The organism is Mesorhizobium sp. URHB0026, assembly GCF_054059755.1.
The window spans coordinates 2,174,906-2,199,888 of the sequence record NZ_JBSSCN010000001.1 but is presented as its reverse complement, the minus strand read 5'-3'; the positions used below and the strand labels follow the sequence as shown (position 1 = coordinate 2,199,888).

At 64.1% G+C, this 24,983-nt stretch carries 18 protein-coding genes; 9 read left to right on the top strand and 9 right to left on the bottom strand.

Annotation, left to right across the window (positions count from 1 at the left end; all coding sequences use genetic code 11):
- Positions 1-28 precede the first annotated feature (28 nt).
- Together ACVWWD_RS11055 and ACVWWD_RS11050 are read left to right on the top strand one after the other, a co-directional pair.
- The gene (locus tag ACVWWD_RS11055; protein ID WP_352550226.1) at positions 29-832 is read left to right on the top strand and encodes an isocitrate lyase/PEP mutase family protein; all 804 of its coding nucleotides are present in this window, start codon (positions 29-31) and stop codon (positions 830-832) included.
- Positions 833-847: 15 nt separating this feature from the next.
- Positions 848-1,846 carry a proline racemase family protein gene (locus tag ACVWWD_RS11050; protein ID WP_352550225.1) on the top strand — a complete coding sequence of 333 codons (999 nt, stop codon included), beginning with the start codon at positions 848-850 and terminating at the stop codon, positions 1,844-1,846.
- Between the two features lie 6 nt (positions 1,847-1,852).
- Here the strand turns inward: ACVWWD_RS11050 and ACVWWD_RS11045 are convergent, their stop codons facing one another.
- Together ACVWWD_RS11045 and ACVWWD_RS11040 are read right to left on the bottom strand one after the other, a co-directional pair.
- On the bottom strand, positions 1,853-2,563 hold the full coding sequence (locus ACVWWD_RS11045) for a sulfate transporter family protein (RefSeq protein WP_023772533.1): 711 nt from the start codon (positions 2,561-2,563) through the stop codon (positions 1,853-1,855).
- A 118-nt stretch (positions 2,564-2,681) separates the two neighbouring features.
- Positions 2,682-3,584, bottom strand: a complete 903-nt coding sequence (locus ACVWWD_RS11040; protein ID WP_352550224.1) for an EamA family transporter — start codon at positions 3,582-3,584, stop codon at positions 2,682-2,684.
- A gap of 199 nt (positions 3,585-3,783) precedes the next feature.
- Between ACVWWD_RS11040 and ACVWWD_RS11035 the strand changes: the two genes are divergently transcribed.
- Positions 3,784-4,776: an adenosine kinase gene (locus ACVWWD_RS11035; RefSeq protein WP_023792717.1), complete on the top strand. Its 993-nt coding sequence runs from the start codon at positions 3,784-3,786 to the stop codon at positions 4,774-4,776.
- 266 nt (positions 4,777-5,042) lie between these two features.
- Entirely contained in the window at positions 5,043-5,771 is a 729-nt protein-coding gene (locus ACVWWD_RS11030; RefSeq protein WP_352552354.1) for an antitoxin Xre/MbcA/ParS-like domain-containing protein, read from the top strand.
- 13 nt (positions 5,772-5,784) lie between these two features.
- On the opposite strand, the gene speB is transcribed toward ACVWWD_RS11030, so the two are convergent.
- Both speB and ACVWWD_RS11020 read right to left on the bottom strand, forming a co-directional pair.
- Positions 5,785-6,744, bottom strand: coding sequence for an agmatinase (gene speB, locus ACVWWD_RS11025; protein ID WP_352552352.1), 960 nt, complete (start codon positions 6,742-6,744; stop codon positions 5,785-5,787).
- 45 nt (positions 6,745-6,789) lie between these two features.
- The gene (locus tag ACVWWD_RS11020; protein WP_023781635.1) at positions 6,790-7,893 is read right to left on the bottom strand and encodes a polyamine ABC transporter substrate-binding protein; all 1,104 of its coding nucleotides are present in this window, start codon (positions 7,891-7,893) and stop codon (positions 6,790-6,792) included.
- A 120-nt stretch (positions 7,894-8,013) separates the two neighbouring features.
- Here ACVWWD_RS11020 and ACVWWD_RS11015 point away from each other — a divergent pair, with 120 nt between their 5' ends.
- Positions 8,014-8,922 (top strand): LysR substrate-binding domain-containing protein, encoded by a 909-nt coding sequence (locus ACVWWD_RS11015; protein WP_352552349.1) that lies wholly within the window; start codon positions 8,014-8,016, stop codon positions 8,920-8,922.
- 25 nt (positions 8,923-8,947) lie between these two features.
- On the opposite strand, the gene ACVWWD_RS11010 is transcribed toward ACVWWD_RS11015, so the two are convergent.
- Complete coding sequence (locus ACVWWD_RS11010; RefSeq protein WP_023781637.1) at positions 8,948-11,227, bottom strand: NADP-dependent malic enzyme; 2,280 nt, start codon at positions 11,225-11,227, stop codon at positions 8,948-8,950.
- A 132-nt stretch (positions 11,228-11,359) separates the two neighbouring features.
- Positions 11,360-12,553, bottom strand: coding sequence for a glycosyltransferase (locus ACVWWD_RS11005; RefSeq protein WP_352552346.1), 1,194 nt, complete (start codon positions 12,551-12,553; stop codon positions 11,360-11,362).
- Positions 12,554-12,713: 160 nt separating this feature from the next.
- Here ACVWWD_RS11005 and mutS point away from each other — a divergent pair, with 160 nt between their 5' ends.
- Positions 12,714-15,446 carry a DNA mismatch repair protein MutS gene (gene mutS / locus ACVWWD_RS11000; RefSeq protein WP_352552343.1) on the top strand — a complete coding sequence of 911 codons (2,733 nt, stop codon included), beginning with the start codon at positions 12,714-12,716 and terminating at the stop codon, positions 15,444-15,446.
- Here the strand turns inward: mutS and ACVWWD_RS10995 are convergent, their stop codons facing one another.
- From ACVWWD_RS10995 to ACVWWD_RS10985, 3 genes are all read right to left on the bottom strand, one after another.
- Entirely contained in the window at positions 15,447-16,292 is an 846-nt protein-coding gene (locus ACVWWD_RS10995; RefSeq protein ID WP_352552341.1) for an aldo/keto reductase, read from the bottom strand. It lies immediately after the preceding gene.
- Between the two features lie 98 nt (positions 16,293-16,390).
- Positions 16,391-16,783 carry a CopM family metallochaperone gene (gene copM, locus ACVWWD_RS10990; RefSeq protein WP_352552339.1) on the bottom strand — a complete coding sequence of 131 codons (393 nt, stop codon included), beginning with the start codon at positions 16,781-16,783 and terminating at the stop codon, positions 16,391-16,393.
- A 43-nt stretch (positions 16,784-16,826) separates the two neighbouring features.
- Positions 16,827-19,343 (bottom strand): heavy metal translocating P-type ATPase, encoded by a 2,517-nt coding sequence (locus tag ACVWWD_RS10985; RefSeq protein ID WP_352552337.1) that lies wholly within the window; start codon positions 19,341-19,343, stop codon positions 16,827-16,829.
- A 237-nt stretch (positions 19,344-19,580) separates the two neighbouring features.
- Here ACVWWD_RS10985 and ACVWWD_RS10980 point away from each other — a divergent pair, with 237 nt between their 5' ends.
- The 3 genes from ACVWWD_RS10980 (at position 19,581) to murJ (ending at position 24,929) form a co-directional block, all read left to right on the top strand.
- Complete coding sequence (locus ACVWWD_RS10980) at positions 19,581-20,384, top strand: glycosyltransferase family 25 protein (RefSeq protein ID WP_352552335.1); 804 nt, start codon at positions 19,581-19,583, stop codon at positions 20,382-20,384.
- Positions 20,385-20,473: 89 nt separating this feature from the next.
- Complete coding sequence (locus tag ACVWWD_RS10975) at positions 20,474-23,275, top strand: [protein-PII] uridylyltransferase (RefSeq protein WP_023772518.1); 2,802 nt, start codon at positions 20,474-20,476, stop codon at positions 23,273-23,275.
- Between the two features lie 46 nt (positions 23,276-23,321).
- The gene (gene murJ / locus ACVWWD_RS10970) at positions 23,322-24,929 is read left to right on the top strand and encodes a murein biosynthesis integral membrane protein MurJ (RefSeq protein WP_352552332.1); all 1,608 of its coding nucleotides are present in this window, start codon (positions 23,322-23,324) and stop codon (positions 24,927-24,929) included.
- Positions 24,930-24,983: the final 54 nt, after the last annotated feature.

The window sequence follows — 24,983 nt, the reverse complement described above, 5'->3', positions numbered from 1 at the left end:
CCCCAACATTCGATATGGGGGAGCCTTCATGGACAAGGGCAAGATTTTTCGCGACCTGCATGCCTCGACCTTCGTCATGCCCAATCCCTGGGATCCGGGCACGACGAAGCTGCTCGGCTCCTTCGGCTTCAAGGCACTGGCCACCACCAGCGCCGGCTTTGCCTTTTCGCGCGGCCTGCCGGATGGGGCCGTGACCTTCGACCAGATGATCCATCATTGCCGCGAGGTGACGGCCGCGACCGACCTGCCGGTCTCGGCCGATCTCGAGAAAGGCAAGGGGGACAGCGCTGAGCAGGCCGCCGAAACCATTTTCGCGGCGGAGGCGGCCGGGCTTGCCGGCTGCTCGATCGAGGACCACACCGGCGATCCTGAAAAGCCCATCTACGAGTTTTCGCACGCGGTCGAGCGCGTCGCCGCAGCGGTCGAGGCGGCGCGGGCGCTGAAGCGCGACTTTGTCTTCACGGCGCGAGCCGAGAATTTCCTCTGCGGCAAGTCCGATCTCGACGACACGATCAAGCGGCTGCAGGCGTTCGAAAAGGCCGGCGCCGACGTGCTCTATGCACCTGGTATCGGCGACGTCGACATGGTCCGGACGCTTTGCTCGGCGGTCGGCAAGCCGGTCAATGTCATGGCAAGGCCCGGCTTCACCATCGCCGACCTCGCCATGGCCGGTGCAAGGCGGATTTCGCTTGGGCCATGGCTGACCAATTTCGCCTACGGCATGCTGGAGACGGCGGCGCGCGAAATCCAGCAGGACGGCACGTTCGGCTTCACCCGCGCCGCCATGCCGTTCGGCAAGCTGCAGGCGCTGTTCGGCAAATCCCAGGGCTAGGATGGGTTCGGCCGCATGAACCTTACTGTTGTCGACATGCATACGGGTGGCGAGCCGCTACGGATCGTCACGGGCGGTTATCCCACTATCCCCAAGGGCACCATTCTTGAGAAGCGCGTCTATGTGCGGGACCATCTCGACCATTTGCGCAAGCTGCTGATCTTCGAGCCGCGCGGCCACTACGACATGTATGGCGCTTTGCTGGTCGAGCCCGATTTGCCCGGCGCCGACCTCGCGGTGCTGTTCATGCACAATGAGGGCTATTCGACCATGTGCGGCCACGCCATCGTCGCCCTCGGCCGCTACGCCGTCGATGAAGGGCTGGTGGCGAAGCAGGAGCCATTCACCACCGTGAACATCGAGGCGCCGTGCGGCCTGGTCGTCGCCTCGGTCGCGGTCAGCGATGGCAAAGCCGGCGCGGTGTCGTTCGAGAGCGTGCCGGCCTTCCTATTTGCCGCCAACCAACAGATAGATCTGTCTGGTTATGGCAAGATCGGTTTCGATATCGCCTATGGAGGGGCTTTTTACGCGCTGGCCGACTGTCATCAATTCGGCTTGGAGTTCGGCCGCGACCGCGTGCGCGATTTCGTCGATGCGGCAACCACGCTGACGAACCGGCTGAAGGCCGAGTTTCCGCTGTCGCATCCTGATCATGATGACCTCGCCTTCCTCTATGGCACTATCCTGACCGATGGAAAGGACGCCTTTTCCGGAGAGGCCACCAGGAATATCTGCGTCTTCGCCGAGGCGGAGGTCGACCGCTCGCCAACTGGTTCCGGCGTCACCGCCCGGCTGGCGGCAATGCATGCCAAGGGCGAGATCGCCGTCGGGCAGACGCGAACGTTCGAGAGCATCGCCGGCTCGCGCTTTTCCGGGCAGGTGGCGCGAACAGCGCGAGCCGGCGCGCATGAAGCGGTCGTCGCCCGCGTCGGCGGCCGTGCTTATTATTCCGGACGAGCCGAATTCATTGTCGAACCGGACGACGAGTTGGGGCGCGGGTTTCTACTACGCTGAAGAGATTTAGCGCCGCGAGGCGTGTGCGACTTCCCGTGCCGAGATCGCCTTGTGCAGGTGCACCATCATGGCGGCGGCGAAGAGCGGCGTCAGCAGGTTGAGCAGCGGCACGGCGAGGAAGGCCGCGACAACGAGCCCGGAGAGAAACACCGTACCGGCATACTGCCTGCGCAGGGCTCTGGCCTCTTCTTCCCCGCGAAACCGCATGGCTGCGAACTCGAAGAATTCGCGCCCGAGCAAATAGCCGTTGACGATGAAGAAGGCGGCGATGTTGATGCCCGGCACCAGCAGAAGCAGCAGCGCCACGACGTTGCCCAGGATGACGACGCCGAAGAATTTTATCGCCAGCACCAGCGAGCGCAGTGCCGGCATGGCGCGTCCGGCCGGGTCACCGGGATAATCGGTGCGCTCGACGACTTCAGCGACATCGTCGAGGAACAGGCCGGCGATCACCGCCGTGACCGGTGCGATCAGAAGCGCCATGCCGAAGGCCAGCGCGATGGCCGCGACGATGCCGCCCAACCAGCCGGCCCAGGACGGCATGCCGGGCAACAGCGTCTGCAGCCACGGCAGGGCCAGCCATTCAATCAGGCTGGTCAGGCCGAACCACAGGGCGACCAGCGCCAGCAGGGTCAGCCCGAGCGTCTTGATGAACACGGCGCGAAACGGAGGCGAGAGCAGTTCCAGGGCCGCGGTGCGGGCAGCGTCGAAAATCACCGTGCTTCACCCCAGGTCAGCGGACACATCCACAAGGCAGGACGCCTTCGAGATAGGGGGTGCGGCCCCCGAGCACAAGCGCGGGCGGTTGCTTGCCTTAGTCTGCTCCCAGATCTGCCTATCCAGCTAAGGCCGGCTTGCGAACCGGCATGGTCATGGCCGCCACGCCGGCAACGACAAACCCCATGCCGAGCCAGGCCGTGGGACCCAGGCTTTCACCGAGGAAGACGGCGCCGATGCCGACGCCGATCGGCACCCGCAGATAGGCCTGAGACGTGGTGCCGACCGAACCCAGCGTGTGGATCAGACGGAAATAGATGACGAAAGCCAGTGCCGTCGAAAACACCGACAGGCCGAGCAGGGCAAGGATGGAAGCCGCCGAAGGCGCCAGGGTCCATGGCTGGTCGACCGCCAGGCTGAGCGGTACCAGCATGACGGCGCCGCACAGCATCGAACCGGCGGCGGGAAGCATCGGATCGAGGCCCTTGAAACCACGGCCGAAGATGGCGGCACCCGCATAGCACACGGTTGCCGCGACGATGGCGATCTGTGCCCAGAGCTGGTGGCCGATGCCGCCAAGGGCCTGCGTGCCGACGATGAGGCAGATGCCGGCGATCCCGGCGCCGACGCCGACCAGCTTGCGCGCGGTCACCGGCTCATGACGGGTGATGAGCGCCGTCAGCAGGAAGGTGAATATCGGCGAGGTGGCATTGAGGATGGTGGCAAGGCCGGCGTCGACCGAACGCTCGGCCGCGGCGATCAGCGTGAACGGGACGACGCTGTTGAGGCAGGCCTGGAAGGCGAAGCGGCGCCAGCTTGCCGCATCGCCCGGCATGGCAAGCCCGCGCCAGCGGATGATGGCGAACAGGATGGCGCCGGCGATCAGGGTGCGGGCCGCGATGAAGGTGATGGGCGGGATGGTCTCTACGCCGATCTTGATGAAGGTGTAGGAGGCCCCCCAAAGTACCGCCAGCACACCAAGCAATGCCAAGTCGGTGGTCGTGTCGTTTTTGGCAGGCATGGGCTCGCGCCTTCGGACCGTGATCGAACAGGCGCAGATGTAGGCGACATCGCGACGAAATGTTTCGGCCACGGACGAATTGTCGTAGCGCCTGGCTGGTGCGGCAAGGACAGAAAATCGGTTGCCAGTTTTCAGGATCATGCTGTAGACCCGCGCGGGCATGGCAAGAAGCCGGCCCGGGTTTTTGGCGGAGACATTGATGCCGGATTATGACGTGCTTTGCATCGGCAATGCGATTGTCGACATCATCGCCCAGTGCGAGGAGGAATTCCTCGAGACCAACGGCATCATCAAGGGTGCGATGAATCTCATCGACACGCAGCGCGCCGAATTGCTCTACAGCCGCATGGGCCCGGCGATCGAGGCCTCCGGCGGCAGCGCCGGCAACACGGCGGCAGGTGTTGCCTCCTTCGGCGGACGCGCCGCCTTCTTCGGCAAGGTCTCCAACGATGCGCTGGGCGAAATCTACGCGCACGACATCCACGCGCAGGGTGTCGCCTTCGACACCAGGCCGCTCCAGGGCGAGCCACCGACGGCGCGCTCGATGATCTTCGTCACCCCCGATGGCGAGCGCTCGATGAACACCTATCTCGGCGCCTGCGTCGAACTCGGGCCGGAAGATGTCGAAGCCGACAAGGCGTCCGGCGCCAAGGTGACCTATTTCGAGGGTTATCTGTGGGACCCGCCCCGCGCCAAGGAAGCCATCCGGCAGACGGCGAAACTGGCGCACGCGGCCGGTCGCGAAGTATCGATGACCTTGTCGGATTCGTTCTGCGTCGACCGTTACCGCGACGAGTTCCTCGACCTGATGCGTTCGGGCACGGTCGATATCGTTTTTGCCAACAGCCACGAGATCAAGTCGCTTTACCAGACGCCATCGTTCGAGGAAGCGCTGGCGCAGATACGCAAGGATTGCAGGATCGCGGCGGTTACACGCTCCGAAAAGGGCTCGGTTATCGTGCGTGGCGACGAGACAGTGGTCATCCAGGCGACCGCCATCAAGGAACTGGTCGACACGACGGGCGCCGGCGATCTCTACGCCGCCGGTTTCCTGCATGGCTACACACAGGGGCGCGACCTCCAGACCTGCGGCGATCTTGGCTCACTGGCGGCCGGATTGGTAATCCAACAGATAGGCCCTAGGCCACGGCAGAATCTGCGCAAAGAGGCCGAGTGGGCGGGGTTGTTGTAACAAGGCCTTTCTCTTCGCCCCCTTGTGGGGTAAGGCAAGCGCAGACCGCTTCCGACCGTCGCGCAGCTGTCACATACCGCTCCTACACGAAATGCGAGCGTGCCGTGACTGACATTTCGACATGCTAATCGGGTGTGAAGCAATGCAGGACAGCAACCTGTCGGGTCGCTACATCTGTTGCCGTCGCACTTTCCACTTTCCGCCGTAACCGTTCAACAACCGGCCGCGGCCGAGGGAGGAGAGCGCGCGGCCCAGAAAACAGATGCATGACAAGATTTCAGATTAAGACGACATTTCAGACCAAGACGACCGGCATCACGCAAGACGATTTCGCCGACATGGTAGCGGAAAAGGTCGAGCGTGCGCTTGCCCACTATGACGAAGCCATCAACGGCCCCACAATGGTCTCGGTCGGCAAGATCGCCGGCAGCATAGCGTCCGCCGTCACCCAGCTGTCGCCCAAGCACCAGCGCGCCATCGACGCCATCCATGCCGACCTTCCGGGTCTGGCCCAGAAATTCGTGCGGGCGCTGGCGGCGGAAGCCGCGCGCCGCGGCGAAGCCGGCACCGCTGGCGCGAAGAACCTGTCCTCGGCCCTTTTGGCCGGCGCCGACACCCCGCTCCCGCTTCCCCATTCCGACAACCTCGAATCGATGCTGATCGAGGACTGGGCCGGCCGCGTCGCCGGCTCGACCTATCTGGAAGAGAACCTGCGCATCGCCCGCTCCACCTTGCACCGCTGGCAGAGGCGCGGCGACGTCATCGCTCTGCGCAAGGGCGGCCGCAAGCACGTCTTCCCGCTGGCGCAGTTCGTCGATGGTAGGCCGGTCGCGGGCATAAGCGACGTGCTGGAGCTGATCGGCAATCCGAGACTCGCATGGCTGTGGCTGAGCCGCCCTGCGGCACAGCTCGACGGCCGCATTCCGATCGACCTGATGCGGCAGGACCAGGCGGAGGAAGTCGTGGAGGCGGCGCGGGCGTTCGCACCGGGGTGAAGTCGGCGCGGTGTCAGCCCTTTCGTTCCGCGAGCAGGCCGAGATAGTGCTGCAGCACCGCCGCCCCGGCAAGCGACGTGATATCGGCGTGGTCATAGGCGGGCGCCACCTCGACAACGTCGGCGCCGACAATGTCGAGCGAACCGAGCCGGCGCAGGATCATCAGCGCCTCGCGAGAGGACAAGCCGCCCGCGACCGGAGTGCCCGTGCCAGGAGCATAGGCCGGATCGAGGCAATCGATGTCGAAGGTCAGATAGGTCCTGGCATCGCCAACACGGGCCTTGATGCGCTCCACGACACCCATGACACCAAGCTCGGCGACATCCTCACCGTAAAGGATCTCCAGACCGAGGGTTTCGGGAGCATGCGTGCGGATGCCGACCTGGATGGACCGGTCCGGCCTGACGATGCCTTCGCGAACGGCCCTTGCGACAAACGAGCCATGGTCGATGCGCGTGTCCTCGTCGTACCAGGTGTCCTGATGGGCATCGAACTGGACCATCGCCATGGGGCCGTATTTTTTCGCGTGGGCCCGAAGCAGCGGCCATGTCACATAATGGTCGCCGCCAATGGAAAGCAGCGTCACGCCGGCATCGACGACCTCGCTCGCTTGCGCCTCGATCTGCCGCGGCGTGTCGTCATGCCTGCCGAAATCGAGCCCGCAATCGCCGTAGTCGACGACCGCCAGCCTTTCGAACGGATCGGTCTGGAAAGGATATTGCGGATCGCCCTCGAGGATGGCTGAAGCACGCCGCACGCCTTGCGGCCCGAAACGGGCGCCCGGACGGTTGGAGACGGCGGCATCAAAGGGAATTCCCCAGATGGCGACGTCGACGCCGGCGAGATCGCGGCTCAGCCGGCGTCGCATGAAGGAGAGCACGCCGCTGTAGACCGGCTCGTGCGAGCCGCCGTGGATATGCTTGCCGAAGACGGCATCGTCGGTTTCGCGGGCACGAGGAAGGGGCTGCAACATTTGCCGAGGTCCATTTCTGGGGAATGAGGGGGTGACAGATACGGCTCAGTTCGTGCCGGTGACGAAGCTCGTCCAGAGGCGGGTGACCAGACGCAGCGATTTCGGGTCGCGCGGCTGGGCAGCGAACAGCCGCTTCAGCATGTCTTTCGAGAAATAGATGTTCGGGTTGTCGCGCACGGTTTCATCGACCAAAGGCGTCGCTGCCTGCACGGCATTGGGATAGAGCGTCGCGTTGGTGAAGCGGGCGCTGACTTGCGGTGCCATCAGGAAATTCATCAGGGCATGCGCATTTTCGGGATGCGGCGCATCGACCGGCACGGTCATCACGTCGAAGAATATCTCCGTACCTTCCCTAGGTACGGAATAGCGCACGTCGACGCCGTTCTTGGAGTCCGCTGCCTTGGCGTTGGCGCCGATCGCGTCGCCGCTCCAGCCGAGCGCCAGGCAGAGGTCGCCCGCTGCCAGTTCGCTCATGATCGACCCGGATTTGAAATGCCTGATGTAAGGCTTGATGGCAGCCAGCAATGCGCCGGCTTTGCGCAGCTCGGCCTCGTCGGTGGAGAACGGATCGAAGCCGAGATAGTTGAGCGCCACCGACATCACGCCTTCTGGCGAATCGACCATGGCGATGCCGCAATCCTGGAATTTGGCCGCGATCTCCGGCTTGAAGATCATGTCGAGGCTGTCAACCGGCGCGTCCTTCATCCGCGCGGCGACCTTGGCCGGGTTATACATGATGCCCGTGGTGCCATAAGCGTAGGGGAGCGCGTAGACATTGCCTGGATCCTGCCTGGCGAGGAATGCCATGATGTCAGGGTTGAGGCCGCCGGCATTGGGGATTTTGGCCTTGTCGAGTTTCTGAATGGCGCCGGCCTCGGCATATTGTCCGACCAACGCCGCGCCCGGCATGATGATGTCGTAGCCCGAGCCTCCGGTCAGCGCCTTGGTCGTCAGCATGTCGACGGAATCGAAAGTGTCGTAAACCACCTTGATACCGGTCTGTTTTTCAAATTCCGTGATCGTGTCGGCTGGCACGTAGTCGTACCAGAAGAAGATGTTGACGATCTTGTCCTCGGCCGCGGCTGCACCGCAAAGCGAGGCGGCGGAGAGGCAAAGCATCGAAGCGGCAAGCAGGGCGAGACTGCGCATGGGGCGGCTTTCCAGCAGAAGGGCTATGGCCATAAACTGACGGACGCGGCATTTTCAGACAAACGGCTTTTCGGCCCAAGTCAGTTGACAAAAATTCACCTGATGCTGTCTCATCACCCCATGAAGCTCCCCTCACTGAATGCTATCAGGGCTTTCGAAGCGGCGGCACGGCTGCGCAGCTTCAAGGAAGCGGCGGACGAACTCCGGCTCACCCCTTCGGCGGTAAGCCGCCACATCCGGCTGCTGGAACAGGCGCTGGGCCTCGACCTGTTCGAGCGCGGCTTCCGGCAAGTGGCGCTGACGCCGAAGGCGACACACTACGCCCGCCGGCTGTCGGCGGCTTTCCGCGAAATCGAGAATGCGACCGAGGAAACCGGCGAACAGGCAATAGGCCGCAAGGCCAGACGCGCTTCGTTGTCGATCAACGCCACCTTCATGAACCTCTGGCTCGCCGATCGCTTGCCACGCTTCCGCGACCGGCATCCCAACTGCGAACTCGATATCTCGATTCATGACGACGAGAACCGGGGCGGCAACCCGAGCGCCGATCTGCTGGTGCTGTTCACCGTTGAGACCGGCGATCCCTCGCTCCTTCCGCTCGTCTCGCTCGTCATCTTTCCGGTGTGCTCGCCCGCTTTCCTCGACAAAAAGAATGCACCACGAAAACCCGCCGATCTCGCAAGCTGCCGGCTGCTGCATGAAAACACCACGGCGTGGTGGGAGGAGTGGTTCGAGAAGGAGGGGCTCGCCGGATTGGACGCGAAATCTGGCCCGATCTTCCACGACCCGGCGCTTGCCGTCCGTGAGGCCGTCAATGGCGGCGGCGTTGCGCTGGCCGACAACATCATGGTCGAGGACCTGCTGGCCAGCGGCCAGCTGGTCGCGCCCTTCACGATCCGCCACGCAATTCCACAGAGCTACTGCCTGCGGCAGAAGCCCGGCAACCGCAATTCAACCAGCGTCAGGCTGTTTCGGGATTGGCTGCTGTCGGAGATCGCCAGCCACAAGCAGGTGATGCGGCTGGCGTGAGGCGTCCAACACGGAGGAAAGCCCCTCAAGCCCCCGCCGTATAGGCGGCGATCGCCGCCATGTTCACGATATCGCTGTCCTTGGCATTCAGCGACACGATCTGCACCGGCTTGTTCAGGCCGACCAGCAGCGGGCCGATGACGGTCGAGCCGCCGAGTTCCTGCAGCATCTTGGTCGAGATCGAGGCCGAGTGGAAAGCCGGCATGATCAGGACGTTGGCCGGACCGGTCAGCCTTATGAACGGGTATTGCGCCATGGCGCGGGCGTTGAGCGCGACGTCGGCGGCCATCTCGCCGTCATATTCGAAGTCGACGCGCCGCTTGTCGAGGATGCGCACGGCTTCCTGGACACGCTCGGAACGTTCGCCCTGTGGATGGCCGAAGGTGGAATAAGCAAGCATCGCGAGCCTTGGCTCGTAGCCCATGCGGCGCGCGAAGCCCGCCGCCTCCTCGGCGATGTCGGCGATCTGCTCGGCGTTGGGCATGTCGTGCACCGCGGTGTCGGCGACCAGCACGGTCTTGCCGCGCGCGAGCACGATCGAGACGCCGATGACGCGGTGGCCGGGCTTGGCGTCGATGACGCGCCTGATGTCGTCAAGCGCCGTCGAATAGTTGCGGGTCACGCCGGTGACGATGCCGTCGGCGTCGCCCAGCGCCACCATGCAGGCGGCGAAATGGTTGCGGTCGTTGTTGATCAGCCGCTGGCAGTCGCGGAACAGGAAGCCTTTGCGCTGCATGCGTTCGTAGAGATAGTCGGTGTAGATCGAATTGCGGCGCGACAGGCGCGCATTGATGATCTCGATGCCTTGCTTGTTCAGGTCGATGCCGGCGTGCCTGGCGTTCTCCTTGATGACGTCGTCGCGACCGAGCAGGATGGCGGTGCCGAGCCGCTGGTTCACGTAGGAGACAGCGGCGCGCATCACCTGCTCCTCCTCGCCCTCGGCGAAGACGATGCGCTTGGGCTGGCGGCGCACGCGGTCGTAGATGCGCTGCAGGGTCGAGGCGATCGGGTCGCGGCGGGCGGAAAGCTCCTGCGCGTAACGGTCGAGATCGAGGATCGGCTTGCGCGCGACGCCCGAGTCCATTGCCGCCTTGGCCACGGCAATCGGGATGGCCGAGATCAGGCGCGGGTCGAACGGCACCGGAATGATGTAGTTGGGGCCGAATTTCGGCCGATTGCCCTGATAGGCCGCGGCGACATCGTCGGGCACGTCCTGGCGCGCCAGTTCGGCCAGCGCGCGGGCGGCGGCGACCTTCATGTCATCATTGATGGTGGTGGCCCTGACATCCAGCGCGCCGCGAAAGATGTAGGGAAAGCCGAGCACGTTGTTGACCTGATTGGCGTAATCCGACCGCCCGGTGGCCATGATGGCGTCGGTGCGGATCTCGGCGACTTCCTCCGGGGTGATCTCGGGATCGGGGTTGGCCATGGCGAAGATGATCGGGTTCTTGGCCATCGACTGCACCATGGCGGTGGTCAGCGCCCCCTTGGCGGAAAGGCCGAGGAAGACGTCGGCACCGTCGAGCGCTTCGGCCAGGGAACGCGCCTCCGTCTTGACCGCATGCGCCGACTTCCACTGGTTCATGCCTTCGGTGCGGCCCTGGAAGACCACGCCCTTGGTGTCGCACAAGGTGATGTTTTCGGGCGAAAAACCCATCGCCTTCATCAACTCGATACAGGCGATGCCGGCGGCACCCGCGCCATTGCAGACCATCTTCGTGGTCTTCATGTCGCGGCCGGTAATCTCCAGCGCGTTGATCAGGCCGGCGGCCGAGATGATGGCGGTGCCGTGCTGGTCGTCATGGAAGACCGGAATGTCCATCAGCTCGCGCAGGCGCTGCTCGATGATGAAGCACTCCGGCGCCTTGATGTCCTCCAGGTTGATGCCGCCGAAGGAAGGACCGAGGAAGCGCACGCAGTTGATGAACTCGTCGGCATCCTCGGTGTCGACCTCGAGGTCGATGGAATCGACATCGGCGAAGCGCTTGAACAGCACCGCCTTGCCTTCCATCACCGGCTTTGAGGCCAGCGCGCCGAGATTGCCGAGGCCAAGAATGGCGGTGCCGTTTGAGATGACGGCGACCATGTTGCCGCGCGTCGTGTAATCGAAGGCTTTGGATGGATCCTCGGCGATGGCTCGCACCGGCACGGCGACGCCCGGCGAATAGGCGAGGCTGAGATCGCGTTGCGTCATCATCGGTTTGGTGGCGACGATCTCCAGCTTGCCGGGTCGGCCCATGGCGTGGAATTCGAGCGCTTCCTGCGCGCTGACGGACGGACCGTTGTTCTCGGTTTTCCTGGCCATGATGCTTTTGATTTCCTCGCCGATGAAGCACCTCCTTGAAACGGGTGCCTGTGTGCTTGCGAATTAAGACCACGGGCCCCCGCGTGTAAACCACGAAGCTGGGCAAGCCTCCTTCAAAGCGGACACGGCCGGTCAGAAGCCTTTCCGCGCCGTTCCAAATGTCGTGATTTCGTGCGCATGCTGGCGGGCCGTTGCCCAGCGCCGCAAGAGACCAATTTCGGGAAACGGCCATTGCGATAGCGGCGGCTGGCTGCTTCCCATCCTCTTCAACAGTTCCGACAGGAACACTGTGAGTTCCTGTCGTTGAGCCCGCACCTTGGCCAGCGTGCGGTTGCGAATCTCCTCGCGGGGAATGGCGCGATCGCGCAGCGTCTCGACCGCGCGCCGGATGGCAGCCGGATCGGGCTCGGCGATGATGCAATAGTCCGGATCGAAAAAGACGTCCCGGCCGCCAAGACTGGGCGTGCTCACCACCGGCAACCCCGCCATCAGATATTCCATGCTGGAGCGCATCGCTCCTTCCGCCGCCGACAGACAGAGGCCAACCGCAGCCTGGTTGTAGATGCGGTTGATCTCCTGCGGCGGCAGCAAGCCAGCCAGACCATCGATGATCGGGTTGGCGATGCGATGCAGCGGCGATTGCGCCTGCAAGCGGCGGATGAAGGCACGGTTGCCGGCCCGCGGCAACTCGCCGATCGAAAAGGTGATGTGGGCCAGCCTTTCGATATCGAAGGCGAGGTGGTGGCGCTTGGTGTGCGAGATGCGAGCATTATAGACCGCGTCGAACTCGACGGGGACATCCGGCAAGGGTCGGAAGATGTCCTCGTTGATCATCAGATTGTGGTTGGAGAAGATCGCGGTTCCTCCAACAGCGGTGACCAGACGGCGCTCTTCCTCGGTGTTGCAGAGAAAAATCAACTCATGAGCTGGAAATCGCTCGCGGTGCCAGACGAGGTCCCTGCCGAGCTTTGGGATGAGACGCGGCCGCTCGAGTGTCCAGTTAGGCATCATCAGGAAGGCGGCGCGGCGCGAGGCCAGGCGACGGCCGATTGCCACGACCGAGTTGAGGGGGCGCTCGCCGCCGATCGGCGTGTAGATCACCAGCGGATCATGACTGAGGACATGGACAGCTACCCGGATGCCTCCGTCGAAACCGGAGAAAGGGCCGGTAGTCGGAAGGATGAAAGGAAGCCTATTGGCCGCCAGCTGCTTCAGATTGCCTACCCTTTGGCCGGCCTGGCGAGCAGCATTGAGCCAGAAGCGCTCGAATGGCGAGTCGATCGGTCCCACCATCTCCTCGAACGTTTCGTGCCCGTCTTTGTCCATGACGCCCCCGCCACTATACCCAAGGACGACAGATATTTGGGATCGCCGCGTCGGGCAATGCAGCCGAATAGCCATTCCGAGGAGACAGCTCGCGGTCTTCCCCTGCTTTTCGATGGCCTGGCATTAAACCCCGCCATCACATCTGCTAGCGTGCCGCGCCATGAACATGCACAGCCCGAACGAGCCCGACGCCGCCCCCGAGGCGATGACGCCGCCGCAGCCCGGCGTTGCCACCGTCACGCCGATGATGGAGCAGTTCATCGAGATCAAGGCGGCTAACCCGGATTCGCTGCTGTTCTACCGCATGGGCGATTTCTACGAGCTGTTCTTCGACGATGCCGAGAAGGCGAGCCGGGCGCTGGGCATCGTGCTCACCAAACGCGGCAAGCATCAGGGCCACGACATTCCAATGTGCGGCGTGCCGGTGCATGCGGCCGACGACTATTTGCAGAAGCTGATCGGCCAGGGCTTCCGCGTTGCCGTCTGCGAGCAGATCGAGGATCCGGCCGAGGCAAAGAAACGCGGCTCCAAATCGGTCGTGCGCCGCGACGTGGTGCGGCTGGTGACGCCGGGCACCATCACCGAGGACAAATTGCTGGCGCCGTCGGAATCGAGTTTCCTGATGGCGTTGGGTCGGGTGAAGGGCGGCAGCGAGCACAGCTTTGCAATTGCCTGGATCGACATCTCGACCGGTGCCTTCCGCGTCGCCGAGACCACCGGCGACCGGCTGCTGGCCGACATCTTCCGTGTCGATCCGCGCGAGCTCATCGTCGCCGAGCCAGTGTTTCATGATCCCGACCTGAAGCCGGTGTTCGACGTGCTCGGCCGTGTCGCCAGCCCACAGCCGCCGAGCCTGTTCGATTCGGCCTCGGCCACGGGACGGATCGCGCGTTTCTTCGAGGTGGCGACACCAGACAGTTTCGGCACGTTTTCGCGCGCCGAACTGTCGGCCATCTCGGGCGCCATCGCCTATGTCGAGAAGACGCAAAAGGCCGAGCGGCCGCCGCTGTCGAGGCCCGAGCGCGAGGAGCAGGGCTCGACCCTGTTCATCGATCCGGCGACGCGCGGCAATCTCGAACTGTTGCGTACGCTGTCCGGCAGCCGCGAGGGTTCGTTGTTCAAGGCGATCGACCGCACGGTGACCGGTGGCGGCGCAAGGTTGCTCGCCGACCGGCTGATGGCGCCGCTGACCGACCCAGCGGCCATCGGCGCGCGACTGGACTCCGTCTCGTTCTTCCGCTCCGAGGTCAGGCTTTGCCAGGCGGTGCGGATGAGCCTGAAGAGCGTCGCCGACATGCCTCGCGCCTTGTCCAGGCTGGCGCTCAACCGGGGCGGGCCACGCGATCTCGGCGCGTTGCGCGCCGGCTTCGAGGCGGCAGGCGCCATCGCCGAAACCTTTGCCGCGACCGCCTTGCCTTGGGAACTGGCCGGCGCAATGGCGGCGATTAACGCGCTGCCCAAGGCGCTTGCCCAGCATCTCACCCAGGCGCTCGGCGAGGAACTGCCGCTGCTCAAACGAGACGGCGGCTTCGTTCGCGGCGGCTATCACCCGGAACTCGACGAGATGCGGGCGTTGCGCGACGAGTCACGAAAAGTGATCGCCGGACTGGAGCGCTCGTTGATCGAGGAGACCGGCATCCGCTCCCTGAAGATCCGGCACAACAATGTGCTCGGTTACTATATCGAGGTGACGGCCAATCATCATGCCGTCATGACTGGCAGCGATGGCGCCAAGGCGCGCTTCATTCACCGCCAGACCATGGCCAACGCCATGCGTTTCACCACGACCGAACTCGCCGAACTCGAGACCAAGATCGCCAATGCCGCCGACCGGGCACTGAGCATCGAACTGGCCGCCTTCGATGCGCTGACGGCGGAGGCGGTCGGCGCGGCCGAGGCGATCCGCGCCGGTGCCGACGCGCTTGCCGTGCTCGACGTGTCGGCGGCGCTTGCGTTTCTGTCGGAAAGCGAGGCCTGGTGCCGGCCGGTGGTGGATTCCAGCCTTGCCTTCGAGATTTCTGGCGGGCGGCATCCAGTGGTCGAACAGGCGCTGCGCCGTTCGGGCGAAGGCCCGTTCGTCGCCAATGATTGCGACCTCTCGCCGGAGGGCAATGCCAAGAACGGCGCGATCTGGCTGCTGACCGGTCCCAACATGGGTGGTAAGTCGACGTTCCTGCGGCAGAACGCGCTGATCGCCATCCTGGCTCAGACCGGCTCCTTCGTGCCTGCGGCGTCTGCCCATATTGGCGTCGTCGACCGGCTGTTCTCACGCGTCGGCGCCTCGGACGACCTGGCGCGCGGCCGCTCGACCTTCATGGTCGAGATGGTGGAGACGGCGGCGATCCTCAACCAAGCCGGCGAACGGGCGCTGGTGATCCTCGACGAGATCGGCCGCGGCACCGCCACCTTCGATGGGCTGTCGATTGCCTGGGCGGCGGTGGAGTATCTGCACGAGAAGAACCGCTGCCGGGCGATCTTCGCCACCCATTTCCACGAAATGACGTCGCTCGCGGGAAAGCTGGCGCGGCTTTCCAATGTCACCATGCGGGTCAAGGAGTGGGAAGGCGACGTCGTTTTCCTGCACGAGGTCGGCAAGGGTGCCGCCGACCGCTCCTACGGCGTCCAGGTGGCGCGGCTCGCCGGCCTGCCGGAAGCGGTGGTCGACCGCGCCAAGGCGGTGCTGCACCAACTGGAGGAAGGCGAGGTCTCCGGCAAGACCAACCGGCTGGTCGATGACCTACCGCTGTTTTCGGTGGCGATGAAACGGGAAGCGCCAAAGCCGGTGAAGAGCGACGCGCTGGGCGTCGCGCTCGGCGACATCAATCCCGACGAGATGACCCCCAAGGAAGCGCTGGAGGCGCTTTACCGGCTGAAGGGGCTGACGGGGAAATAATCAGATCATCTCCAGCCCGCGTTTTCGCGTCGGCGGCGGGAAGGCACGGTCAAGATCGGCGAGGTCACCGGACGTAAGCTTTATGTCCAGCGCGGCAAAGTTCTGGCGGACGTGCTCCTGGCTGCTGGCCTTGGGAATGGCGATAACGCCGTCCTGATGCATCACCCAGGCCAAGGCGATTTGCGCAGGGGTCGCATTGTGGCGGGCGGCGATGGCGTCAAGCCTGCTGTTACGCGCCAAGGCACCCTGCTCCACCGGCGAATAGGCCATCAAGGGGATACCTCGCTCTCGGCTCCAGGGTACCAGATCGAACTCGGGGCCGCGCCGCGACAGATTGTAAAGCACCTGATTGGTCTGGACATTGCCGCCGGCGCCGAGCCCGGTCAGTTCCTCCATCTCGTCGGTGTCGAAATTGCTGACGCCCCAGTGGCGGATCTTGCCGGCCTTCTTCAACGCCTCGAAGGCCTCGACAGTCTCGGCCAACGGCACGCTGCCCGGCCAGTGCAGGAGATAGAGATCGATGCGATCGGTGCGCAAGCGCTTCAGGCTTTTCTCGCAAGCCGCCGGCACGCCGGCTCGCGAGGCGTTGGACGGCAGCACCTTGGAGACGAGAAAGAGTTCTTCGCGCCGGCCTGCAATGGCTTCGGCCACCACCTCCTCGGCGCCGCCGCTGGCATACATTTCGGCGGTGTCGATCAGCGTCATGCCGAGGTCCAGCCCAAGCTTCAAGGCATTGACCTCCCCGGCTCGACGGCGGGCATCCTCACCCATTTTCCAGGTGCCCTGTCCCAGCACCTGGACGGCGTCGCCCGAAGGCAGCTTGGTGGTTCTTGTCGTCGTGGGCATGGGGACTCCTGGGTAAGCGATCGAGGCGCATGGCATCACAAGCAAACGGAGAGATCCAGGATGGAGCTCGGATTCTCCTGTCGCCGCGGTTTGATGCCTTACTTCACCGGATGGGCGGCGAGCCAGTCCTGCATCTGCTTGATTTCGGCTTCCTGCGCGGCGATGACGCCTTCGGCGAGTTTGCGGATTTCCGGATCCTTGCCATTGGCAAGCTCGACCTTGGCCATGTCGATCGCCCCCTGATGGTGCGGGATCATGCCACGGACGAAATCGACATCGGCGCTGCCGGTATATTGGGAGGCCATCATGTCGGTATGCATCTTGTCCATTGCCGCCTTGTAGCCTGCCGTGGAAGGGCTTTCCGCTCCCATGGCCATGGCACCCATGTCGTGCTTCATCTCCTCGCTCTGCGCCGGCACGCTTTCGAGGAAGACGGCAAGCAGCATTCCAGCGGCCATCAGCAGCAGCACAAGTTTTTTAGCCAAGGTCATTCATAGTCTCCTGTCGGTTGGGTTTCGTATCTGGGGGTTAATCTCAGAGTTTCAACGTTCTCAGGCGCAATGCGTTTGCGATCACCGAGACCGAGGACAGGCTCATCGCCGCCGCCGCCAGCATCGGCGACAGAAGCGTGCCGGTGAGCGGATAGAGCACGCCGGCCGCGACCGGCACGCCAAGCACATTGTAGAGGAAGGCGAAGAACAGGTTCTGCCGGATGTTACCGATGGTCGCCTGGGCCAGGGTTCGGGCGCGTACGATGCCGTTTAGGTCGCCCTTGACCAATGTGATCCCGGCGCTTTCGACCGCGACATCGGCGCCCGTGCCCATGGCGATGCCGACATCGGCGGCGGCAAGCGCGGGCGCATCGTTGACGCCGTCGCCGGCCATGGCGACGCCGGCACCCTTGCCGCGCAGTTCCTCGACCAGCGCTGCCTTCTGTTCGGGCAACAGACCTGCCCGGACCTCGTCTATGCCAAGGCGTCCAGCGATCGCCCTGGCCGTGCGCTCATTGTCGCCGGTCGCCATGATGATCCGCAGCCCGCTGTCATGCAGCGCCTTGATCGCCTCGGCCGTGGTTGCCTTGACCGGATCGGCGACGGCGACGATGCCGGCCAGCTTGCCGTCGACAGCGACGAACATCACCGTCTTGCCATCGCCCTGCAAGGCTTCCACGCTGGCCAGGACCCCGGAAACGTCGACGGCGAGATCGGCCATCATCGCGGCATTGCCGAGCGCGACCTTCTTGCCCGACACCGAGCCGGAAACGCCCTTGCCGGTAACTGCCTCGAAGCTGCGGGCCTCTGCGATCTTCACCCCGCGCTGGCCGGCTCCCTCGACGATTGCCTCGGCCAGCGGATGCTCCGACCCTTTTTCCAGGGTCGCGGCGCATCTCAGCAATTCGTCCTCGGAAAAGCCGCCGGCAGCCATGACATCGGTCAATTTCGGCCGGCCCTCGGTCAGCGTGCCGGTCTTGTCGACGATCAGCGTGTCGACGGAGGCGAAGCGCTCCAGCGCGGCGGCTTCCTTGATCAGCACGCCCGCATGCGCGCCGCGCCCGGTAGCGGTCATGATGGACATCGGTGTGGCGAGACCCAGCGCACAGGGACAGGCAATGATCAGCACCGAAACCGCCGAGACGATGGCGAAGATCAGGCTGGGCTCGGGGCCGAAGATCGCCCAGGCGACGAATGCGGCGATCGCGACCAGGACGACGGTCGGGACAAAGTAGAAGGAAACGCGGTCGGCCAGGCCCTGGATCGGCGCGCGCGAGCGCTGTGCCTTGGCGACGAGTTCGACGATGCGCGACAGCGTCGTCTCGGCGCCGATCCGTTCGGCGCGCATGATCAGCGAGCCATTCTTGTTGAGCGTGCCGCCGGTCAAAGCGTCGCCTTCGGCCTTCTCGACCGGCAAGGGTTCGCCCGTAATCATCGATTCATCGATGGAGGAGCGGCCTTCGAGCACCGTGCCGTCGACCGGGACGGCATCGCCGGGACGGATGCGCAGGCGATCGCCGGTCTTGACCTCGTCCAGCGCTACATCGATCTCGGCGCCGTCCTCGGCGACCCGCCGCGCGGTCTTCGGCGCGAGGTCGAGCAACGCGCGGATCGCCGATCCGGTCTTTTCGCGGGCGCGCAGTTCCAGCACCTGGCCGAGGAAGACCAGCGCCACGATGACGGCTGCCGCCTCGAAATAGACAGGCACCGCACCGCCATGGCCGCGAAATTGATGCGGAAAGATGTCCGGGAAGAGCGTGGCGACGACGCTGTAGAGATAGGCGGCGCCGACACCCAGCGAAATCAGCGTCCACATGTTGGGGCTGCGGTTGAGGATCGAGTCCCAGCCGCGATGGAAAAACGGGAAGGCTGCCCACAACACCACGGGGCTCGCCAGGATCAGTTCGATCCAGACCTTCGCGCGATCCTCGACCAGGCCCTCAAGCGATAGGCCTATCATCGGCGCCATGGCGACGATCAGCAGCGGGACCGACAGCACCGCGCTCACCCAGAGGCGTCTGGTGAAGTCGACCAGTTCGGGATTTGGCCCTTCATCGCCCGTCGGCACGCCCATGGGCTCGAGCGCCATGCCGCAGATCGGGCAGGAGCCGGGCTTGTCGCGGATGATCTGCGGATGCATGGGGCAAGTGTATTGCGTGCCCTTGGGCATCGGCGCCGGCGCTGGCCCGTCGCCGAGATAGGTTTGAGGCGCCGCCTCGAACTTCGCCTTGCAGCCGGCCGAACAGAAATAGAAACCCTGGCCTTCATGGCGGACGAAATACCTGGCGTCGGCGCGGTCGACGCTCATGCCGCAGACAGGGTCGACTGCGATCAGGTGGCTTCCCGGCTCGGCCTTGAACTTCGAACGACAGCGCTCGCTGCAGAAATGATAGAGGCGGCCGCCATGCTCGGATGTCGGCTTGCCGGCGGCCAGCTCCACCGTCATGCCGCAGACCGGATCGCGCAGAACCGCATCCGAGCCTCCGCCCGTGCCCTTTGCCGCGCAGCAGCCGCCACCATGGGCGCCATGCGTGTGATGATCGTGATCTGAATGCGTCATTTCGATGCCTCGATGCAATGCTTCGAAGCAGAGGTAGTGCTTCCAGTAACTGGAAGGTCAAGGGCTGTTTTGAGCTTTCACATTCAGGAGTTGGGGAGCCTTCGGATCGGAAGAATTTCCCTATACAAACGCGCCATCGATGCTAAACGTTGCCCGCTAGAATTGCCGTGTCAAAATTATTCTCATTAAAATTGTTGCGCTCTGGCAGCTTGGTGCCGCCTTGGATTCGTTCAACAGATGAAGCGTCTGGTCATCAACCTCGATCGGTCTCCCGACCGGCTTGCCCATATGAGGGCGGAGTTTGCGCGCATCGGCCTCGGATTCGAGCGGGTCGCCGCAATCGATGCAAGGGACCGGCCAGACCTCGCGCTGGAGCGCCAGCATGCACGATATGCGGTGCGACGTCTGTCCGGCAGCGAGATCGCATGTTTGCACAGCCATCGCGCCTGCTGGGCCATCATCGCGCAAGACGACGCGCCCTTCGGCGCCGTCTTCGAGGACGACATGGTGTTTTCCGCGAAAGCCGGTGCGTTGCTTGCCGATACGAACTGGATCCCCGCCGACGCCGATGTCGTCAAGCTCGAGACATTCTTCCACACTACCGTGATCCAGCGGGAGAGGTTGCCCGTCGGCGGCGGGTTTTCGCTGTTCAGGCTCCGCAAGCACCACATAGGCACGGGCGGTTACCTGCTCTCCCGGCAGACGGCACGCGCGCTTCTCGAGACAACCGCCGATGTCAATGTGGCGGTGGACAATCTCGTCTTCGATCCCACATTCGCGATCTCGACCGGCAAGACGATCTACCAACTTGTTCCGGCGCTCTGTGCGCAGGACCAATTCGTGCGCAACAGGTTGCCGAGCCTGCTCGAACAGAGTCGGGAGGCCGAGTGGGTCGCAAGCGGGCTCGCCAATGGACACGGGATACCGGCCCTCGCGCGTATTCGCAGGGAGGCCAGGCGGGCAGCGCGGCAGATGATCGATCTCTGCAGGCTACGGCGGCAGATTGTCGTCCCGCTCGCTCCAGTCGAGGCAACCGACTAGAGCGTTTGCCGGATTGACAGCAGGCCCATACCCAGCGCCGCGAAAACACGCTATAGACGCCGCCCAAAAGGCAAGGCCAACCGGTATCTATGGCGAAAATCTCCCTGAAGCTCGATGAACTGATCGACGGCGAAGCCTTGCGCCGCGAGATGACCGCGCTGACCGAGGCCAGTGCCGGCGACGGTTCCAGCAAGGCCATCCGCACGGCCGTTCTTCAGCTTCTGAAGCGGCGTCTCGCCGAGGGCCGCAAGACAGCCGAGGCCATGCTGAGGCAAGATGGTGGCGGCAACGCCTGCGCCGAACGGCTGTCGCACCTGATGGACGAGCTGATCCGCTCGCTCTACGATTTTGCCGCAACCCATGTCTACCGGGTGAAGAACCGATCCTCCGCCGAACGCATGGCGGTCGTTGCCGTCGGCGGTTATGGCCGCGGCACGCTGGCGCCGGGATCCGACATCGACCTCCTGTTCCTGCTGCCTTACAAGCAGACGCCGTGGGGCGAACAAACGGTTGAATACATGCTCTACATGCTGTGGGACATGGGGCTGAAGGTCGGCCATGCCACCCGCAACATCGATGAGTGCCTCAGGCTGTCGCGCACCGACATCACCATCCGCACCTCGATCCTGGAAGCCCGTTTCCTGTGGGGCGAACGCAAGCTCTATGACGAGTTGATGCTGCGCTTCGACCATGAGGTGGTGCGCACGACCGGCCCGGAATATGTACAGGCCAAGCTCGCCGAACGCGACGAGCGCCACGCCAAGGCCGGTGAAAGCCGCTATCTGGTCGAGCCCAACGTCAAGGACGGCAAGGGTGGCCTGCGCGACCTTCAGACGCTGTTCTGGATCGGCAAATATTTCTACCGCGTGCGCACCGGCGAGGAACTGGTCGAGAAAGGCGTCTTCACCGGAGCCGAGTACCGCGAGTTCCAGAAGGCCGAGGATTTCCTGTGGGCGGTGCGCTGCCACATGCACTTCCTCACAGGCAAGGCCGAGGAGCGGCTGCATTTCGACATTCAGCGCGAGATCGCCGAACGGCTCGGCTATACGACCCACCCCGGCCTGTCGGCGGTCGAACGCTTCATGAAGCACTATTTCCTCGTCGCCAAGGATGTCGGCGACCTGACCCGCATCTTCTGCGCCGCCCTGGAGGAGGAGCAGGCCAAGCACGTTCCGGGCTTCAACCGCATCTTCCTCACCTTCCAGCGTCGCAAGCGCAAGCTTGCCGGCACGTCGGACTTCATCGTCGACAACCATCGCATCAACATCGCCGACGACGGCGTCTTCGAGCGCGACCCGGTCAATCTTCTCAGGCTGTTCTGGTTTGCCGACAAGCACGGGCTGGAGTTTCATCCCGATGCGCTGAAACTGCTCACCCGTTCGCTCGGCCTGGTCAACAAATCGCTCAGGCGCGACGAGGAAGCCAACCGGCTGTTCCTCGACATTTTGACCTCGGACCGCAACGCCGAGCTCAACCTGCGGCGGATGAACGAGGCGGGATTGCTGGGCCGGCTGATCCCGGATTTCGGCAAGATCGTCGCCATGATGCAGTTCTCGATGTACCACCACTACACGGTCGACGAGCACCTGATCCGCTGCATCGGCGTGCTGGCCGAGATCGAGCGCGGCGACGGCGAGAAGGTGCATCCGCTGTCGCATGCGCTGATGCCGGGGCTGAAGAAAAGCCGCGAGGCGCTCTATGTCGCCGTACTGCTGCACGACATCGCCAAGGGCAGACCAGAGGACCATTCCGAGGCCGGCGCCAGGATCGCAAGGCGGATCTGCCCACATATGGGCCTTTCGCCGGCCGATACGGAAACCGTCGCCTGGCTGGTCGAGAACCACCTCGTCATGTCGATGACGGCGCAGACCCGCGACCTCAATGATCGCAAGACGATCGAGGACTTCGCCTCGATCGTGCAATCGGTCGAGCGGCTGAAGATGCTGTTGGTCCTCACCGTCTGCGACATCAGGGGCGTCGGACCGGGCGTGTGGAACGGCTGGAAGGGCCAGTTGCTGCGTACGCTCTACTACGAGACCGAACTGCTGCTGACCGGCGGCTTTTCGGAAGTCTCGCGCGCCCAACGCACGGCGGCGGCGCGCGAACGCCTGGCCGAGGCGCTCGCCGACTGGCCCGACAAGGCGCGCAAGCGCTATGTCGGACTGCATTATGAAAACTACCTCCTGACCGTGGACCTGCCGGACCAGCTTCGCCACGCCGAATTCATCCGCGAGGCGGACGCGGCGGGCAATAAGCTCGCCACCATGGTCAAGACCCACCAATTCGAGGCGGTGACCGAAATCACCGTGCTGGCGCAGGACCATCCCCGTCTTCTCTCGGTCATCGCCGGGGCATGCGCCGGCGCCGGCGGCAACATCGTCGACGCGCAGATCTTCACCACGTCGGACGGCCGCGCGCTGGACACGATCCTGATCTCGAGAGAATTCGACCGCGACGAGGACGAACGCCGGCGCGCCGAGCGCGTCGGCCGGCTGATCGAGGACGTGCTGTCGGGCAAGAGCTGGCTGCCGGAGATGATCGAGAAGCGCACCAAGCCAAGGCGCGGATCCAAGGTCTTCAAGATCCCGCCACGCGCCGAAATCCGCAATGCATTGTCGAACCGGTTTTCGGTGATCGAGGTCGAGGGGCTCGACCGCCCCGGCCTGCTGTCGGAAATCACCGGAACACTGTCCGACCTGTCGCTGGACATCGCATCGGCGCATATCACCACCTTCGGCGAGAAGGTCATCGACACCTTCTATGTCACCGACCTCACCGGCCAGAAGATCGACAACCCGGCCCGCATCGCCACCACCCGCAACCGGCTGATAGCGACGCTCGAAGGTGTAGCGCTCGAACGCGGCGGCAAGGCCAAGGCAGCCGCCGAGTGACGGCCATCATCTCCTTCTTCCAACCCCACAGGCAGTTTGCGAACGCATGAGTCTCGTCAAGAAATTCGCTACCGTCGCTTCCGGCACGCTGATGAGCCGTGCGCTCGGTTTCGGCCGCGAGATGCTGATGGCGGCCGCACTCGGCACCGGGCCGGTCGCGGACGCCTTCAACGCCGCCTTCCAGTTCCCCAACACGTTTCGCCGGCTGTTCGCCGAGGGCGCGTTCAATGCCGCCTTCGTGCCGCTGTTCGCCAAGGAGATCGAGACGCACGGCACCGATGGCGCCAAGCGTTTTTCCGAAGAGGTGTTCGGGGTGCTGTTCACCGCGCTCCTGGCGCTGACCATCGCCATGGAACTGGCGATGCCGCTGATCGTGCGCTACCTGGTGGCGCCGGGCTTTGCCGACACACCGGGCAAGTTCGAGACGACCGTCACGCTTGCGACGATCATGTTCCCTTATCTGATCTGCATGTCGCTCGCCGCCATGATGGCGGGCATGCTGAACTCCTTGCGGCGCTATTTCGCCGCGGCAATCGCGCCGGCCTTCCTCAACATCATCCTCATTAGTGTGCTTGGCTATGCCTGGTATCACGGACTGGATGCTCACGCTGTCGGCTTCGGCCTCTCCTGGGGCGTGCTGGCGGCCGGCGTCGTGCAGCTCGCCATCGTCTGGGTGGCGGTGCGCAATGCGGGCATCTCGATCGGCTTCCGCCGACCGAAGATGACGCCGAACGTGAAGCGGCTCCTGATCCTGGCGCTACCGGCGGCGATCACCGGTGGCATCACCCAGATCAACCAGCTGATCGGAACAGCCATCGCCTCGGCGCAGGACAGTGCCGTGTCCTCGCTGGCTTATGCCGACCGCGTCTACCAATTGCCGCTCGGTGTCGTCGGTGTCGCGGTGGCGATCGTGTTGTTGCCCGAACTGTCGCGGGCGCTGAAGTCAGGCAATCTGATCGAGGCAGCCAATCTGCAGAACCGCTCCGTCGAATTCACCCTGTTCATGACCTTGCCGGCGGCGGCGGCGCTTTGGGTGATGGCGGAGCCGATCGTGCGGCTGGTCTACGAGCGCGGCGCGTTCGCCACCAACCATTCGACGCCCGTCGTGGCGGCGATCCTGGCGATCTTCGGTCTCGGCCTGCCGGCCTTCGTGCTGATCAAGGCCTTCACCCCAGGCTATTTCGCCCGCGAGGATACGCGCACGCCGATGATCTTCGCCGCAATCTCGGTGGCGGTGAACGTCGCTACCGCGCTGACGCTGTTCCCGAGGATGGGTGCAGCCGGCATCGCCGTGGCCTCCGCCGTCGCCGGCTGGGTCAACGCGCTGATGCTGCTTGCCGTGCTGATCCGGCGCGGCCATTGGGGCCGCGACGTGCCGCTGTTGAGGCGCATCCCGCGGCTGGTGCTGTCGGCGGTGGTCATGGGTGTCGCCCTCTATTTCGCCGAGCATTGGTTGGCTACAATGATCGGGCCCGGCTCGCCGCTGGTGGTCAAGGCGACGACGGTGCTGGCACTGGTGGCCGGAGGGGCGCTGCTCTATTTCGTCACCGCTTTCGCAACCGGCGGTGCCGATTTCGGCATGATCCGGCGCAATGTGGGGCGCCGGGGAACAGAAGCCGGCCCGCCCGTGGCAAAATCGGAACTCGACGAATAAATCGGCCGGCCATCCCGCCTGGCCGGTCTTGATCCCATCCGCGCTCTCGTCCAT

Coding starts and splice junctions, on each gene's coding strand:
- ACVWWD_RS11050 (WP_352550225.1), top strand. CDS start 848: ATGAACCTTACTGTTGTCGACATGCATACGGGTGGCGAGCCGCTACGG.
- copM (WP_352552339.1), bottom strand. CDS start 16,783: ATGACCTTGGCTAAAAAACTTGTGCTGCTGCTGATGGCCGCTGGAATG.
- ACVWWD_RS10975 (WP_023772518.1), top strand. CDS start 20,474: ATGGCGAAAATCTCCCTGAAGCTCGATGAACTGATCGACGGCGAAGCC.
- ACVWWD_RS10980 (WP_352552335.1), top strand. CDS start 19,581: ATGAAGCGTCTGGTCATCAACCTCGATCGGTCTCCCGACCGGCTTGCC.
- ACVWWD_RS11010 (WP_023781637.1), bottom strand. CDS start 11,227: ATGGCCAGGAAAACCGAGAACAACGGTCCGTCCGTCAGCGCGCAGGAA.
- murJ (WP_352552332.1), top strand. CDS start 23,322: ATGAGTCTCGTCAAGAAATTCGCTACCGTCGCTTCCGGCACGCTGATG.
- ACVWWD_RS11055 (WP_352550226.1), top strand. CDS start 29: ATGGACAAGGGCAAGATTTTTCGCGACCTGCATGCCTCGACCTTCGTC.
- ACVWWD_RS11035 (WP_023792717.1), top strand. CDS start 3,784: ATGCCGGATTATGACGTGCTTTGCATCGGCAATGCGATTGTCGACATC.
- speB (WP_352552352.1), bottom strand. CDS start 6,744: ATGTTGCAGCCCCTTCCTCGTGCCCGCGAAACCGACGATGCCGTCTTC.
- ACVWWD_RS11040 (WP_352550224.1), bottom strand. CDS start 3,584: ATGCCTGCCAAAAACGACACGACCACCGACTTGGCATTGCTTGGTGTG.
- ACVWWD_RS10985 (WP_352552337.1), bottom strand. CDS start 19,343: ATGACGCATTCAGATCACGATCATCACACGCATGGCGCCCATGGTGGC.
- ACVWWD_RS10995 (WP_352552341.1), bottom strand. CDS start 16,292: ATGCCCACGACGACAAGAACCACCAAGCTGCCTTCGGGCGACGCCGTC.
- mutS (WP_352552343.1), top strand. CDS start 12,714: ATGAACATGCACAGCCCGAACGAGCCCGACGCCGCCCCCGAGGCGATG.
- ACVWWD_RS11030 (WP_352552354.1), top strand. CDS start 5,043: ATGACAAGATTTCAGATTAAGACGACATTTCAGACCAAGACGACCGGC.
- ACVWWD_RS11020 (WP_023781635.1), bottom strand. CDS start 7,893: ATGCGCAGTCTCGCCCTGCTTGCCGCTTCGATGCTTTGCCTCTCCGCC.
- ACVWWD_RS11015 (WP_352552349.1), top strand. CDS start 8,014: ATGAAGCTCCCCTCACTGAATGCTATCAGGGCTTTCGAAGCGGCGGCA.
- ACVWWD_RS11005 (WP_352552346.1), bottom strand. CDS start 12,553: ATGGACAAAGACGGGCACGAAACGTTCGAGGAGATGGTGGGACCGATC.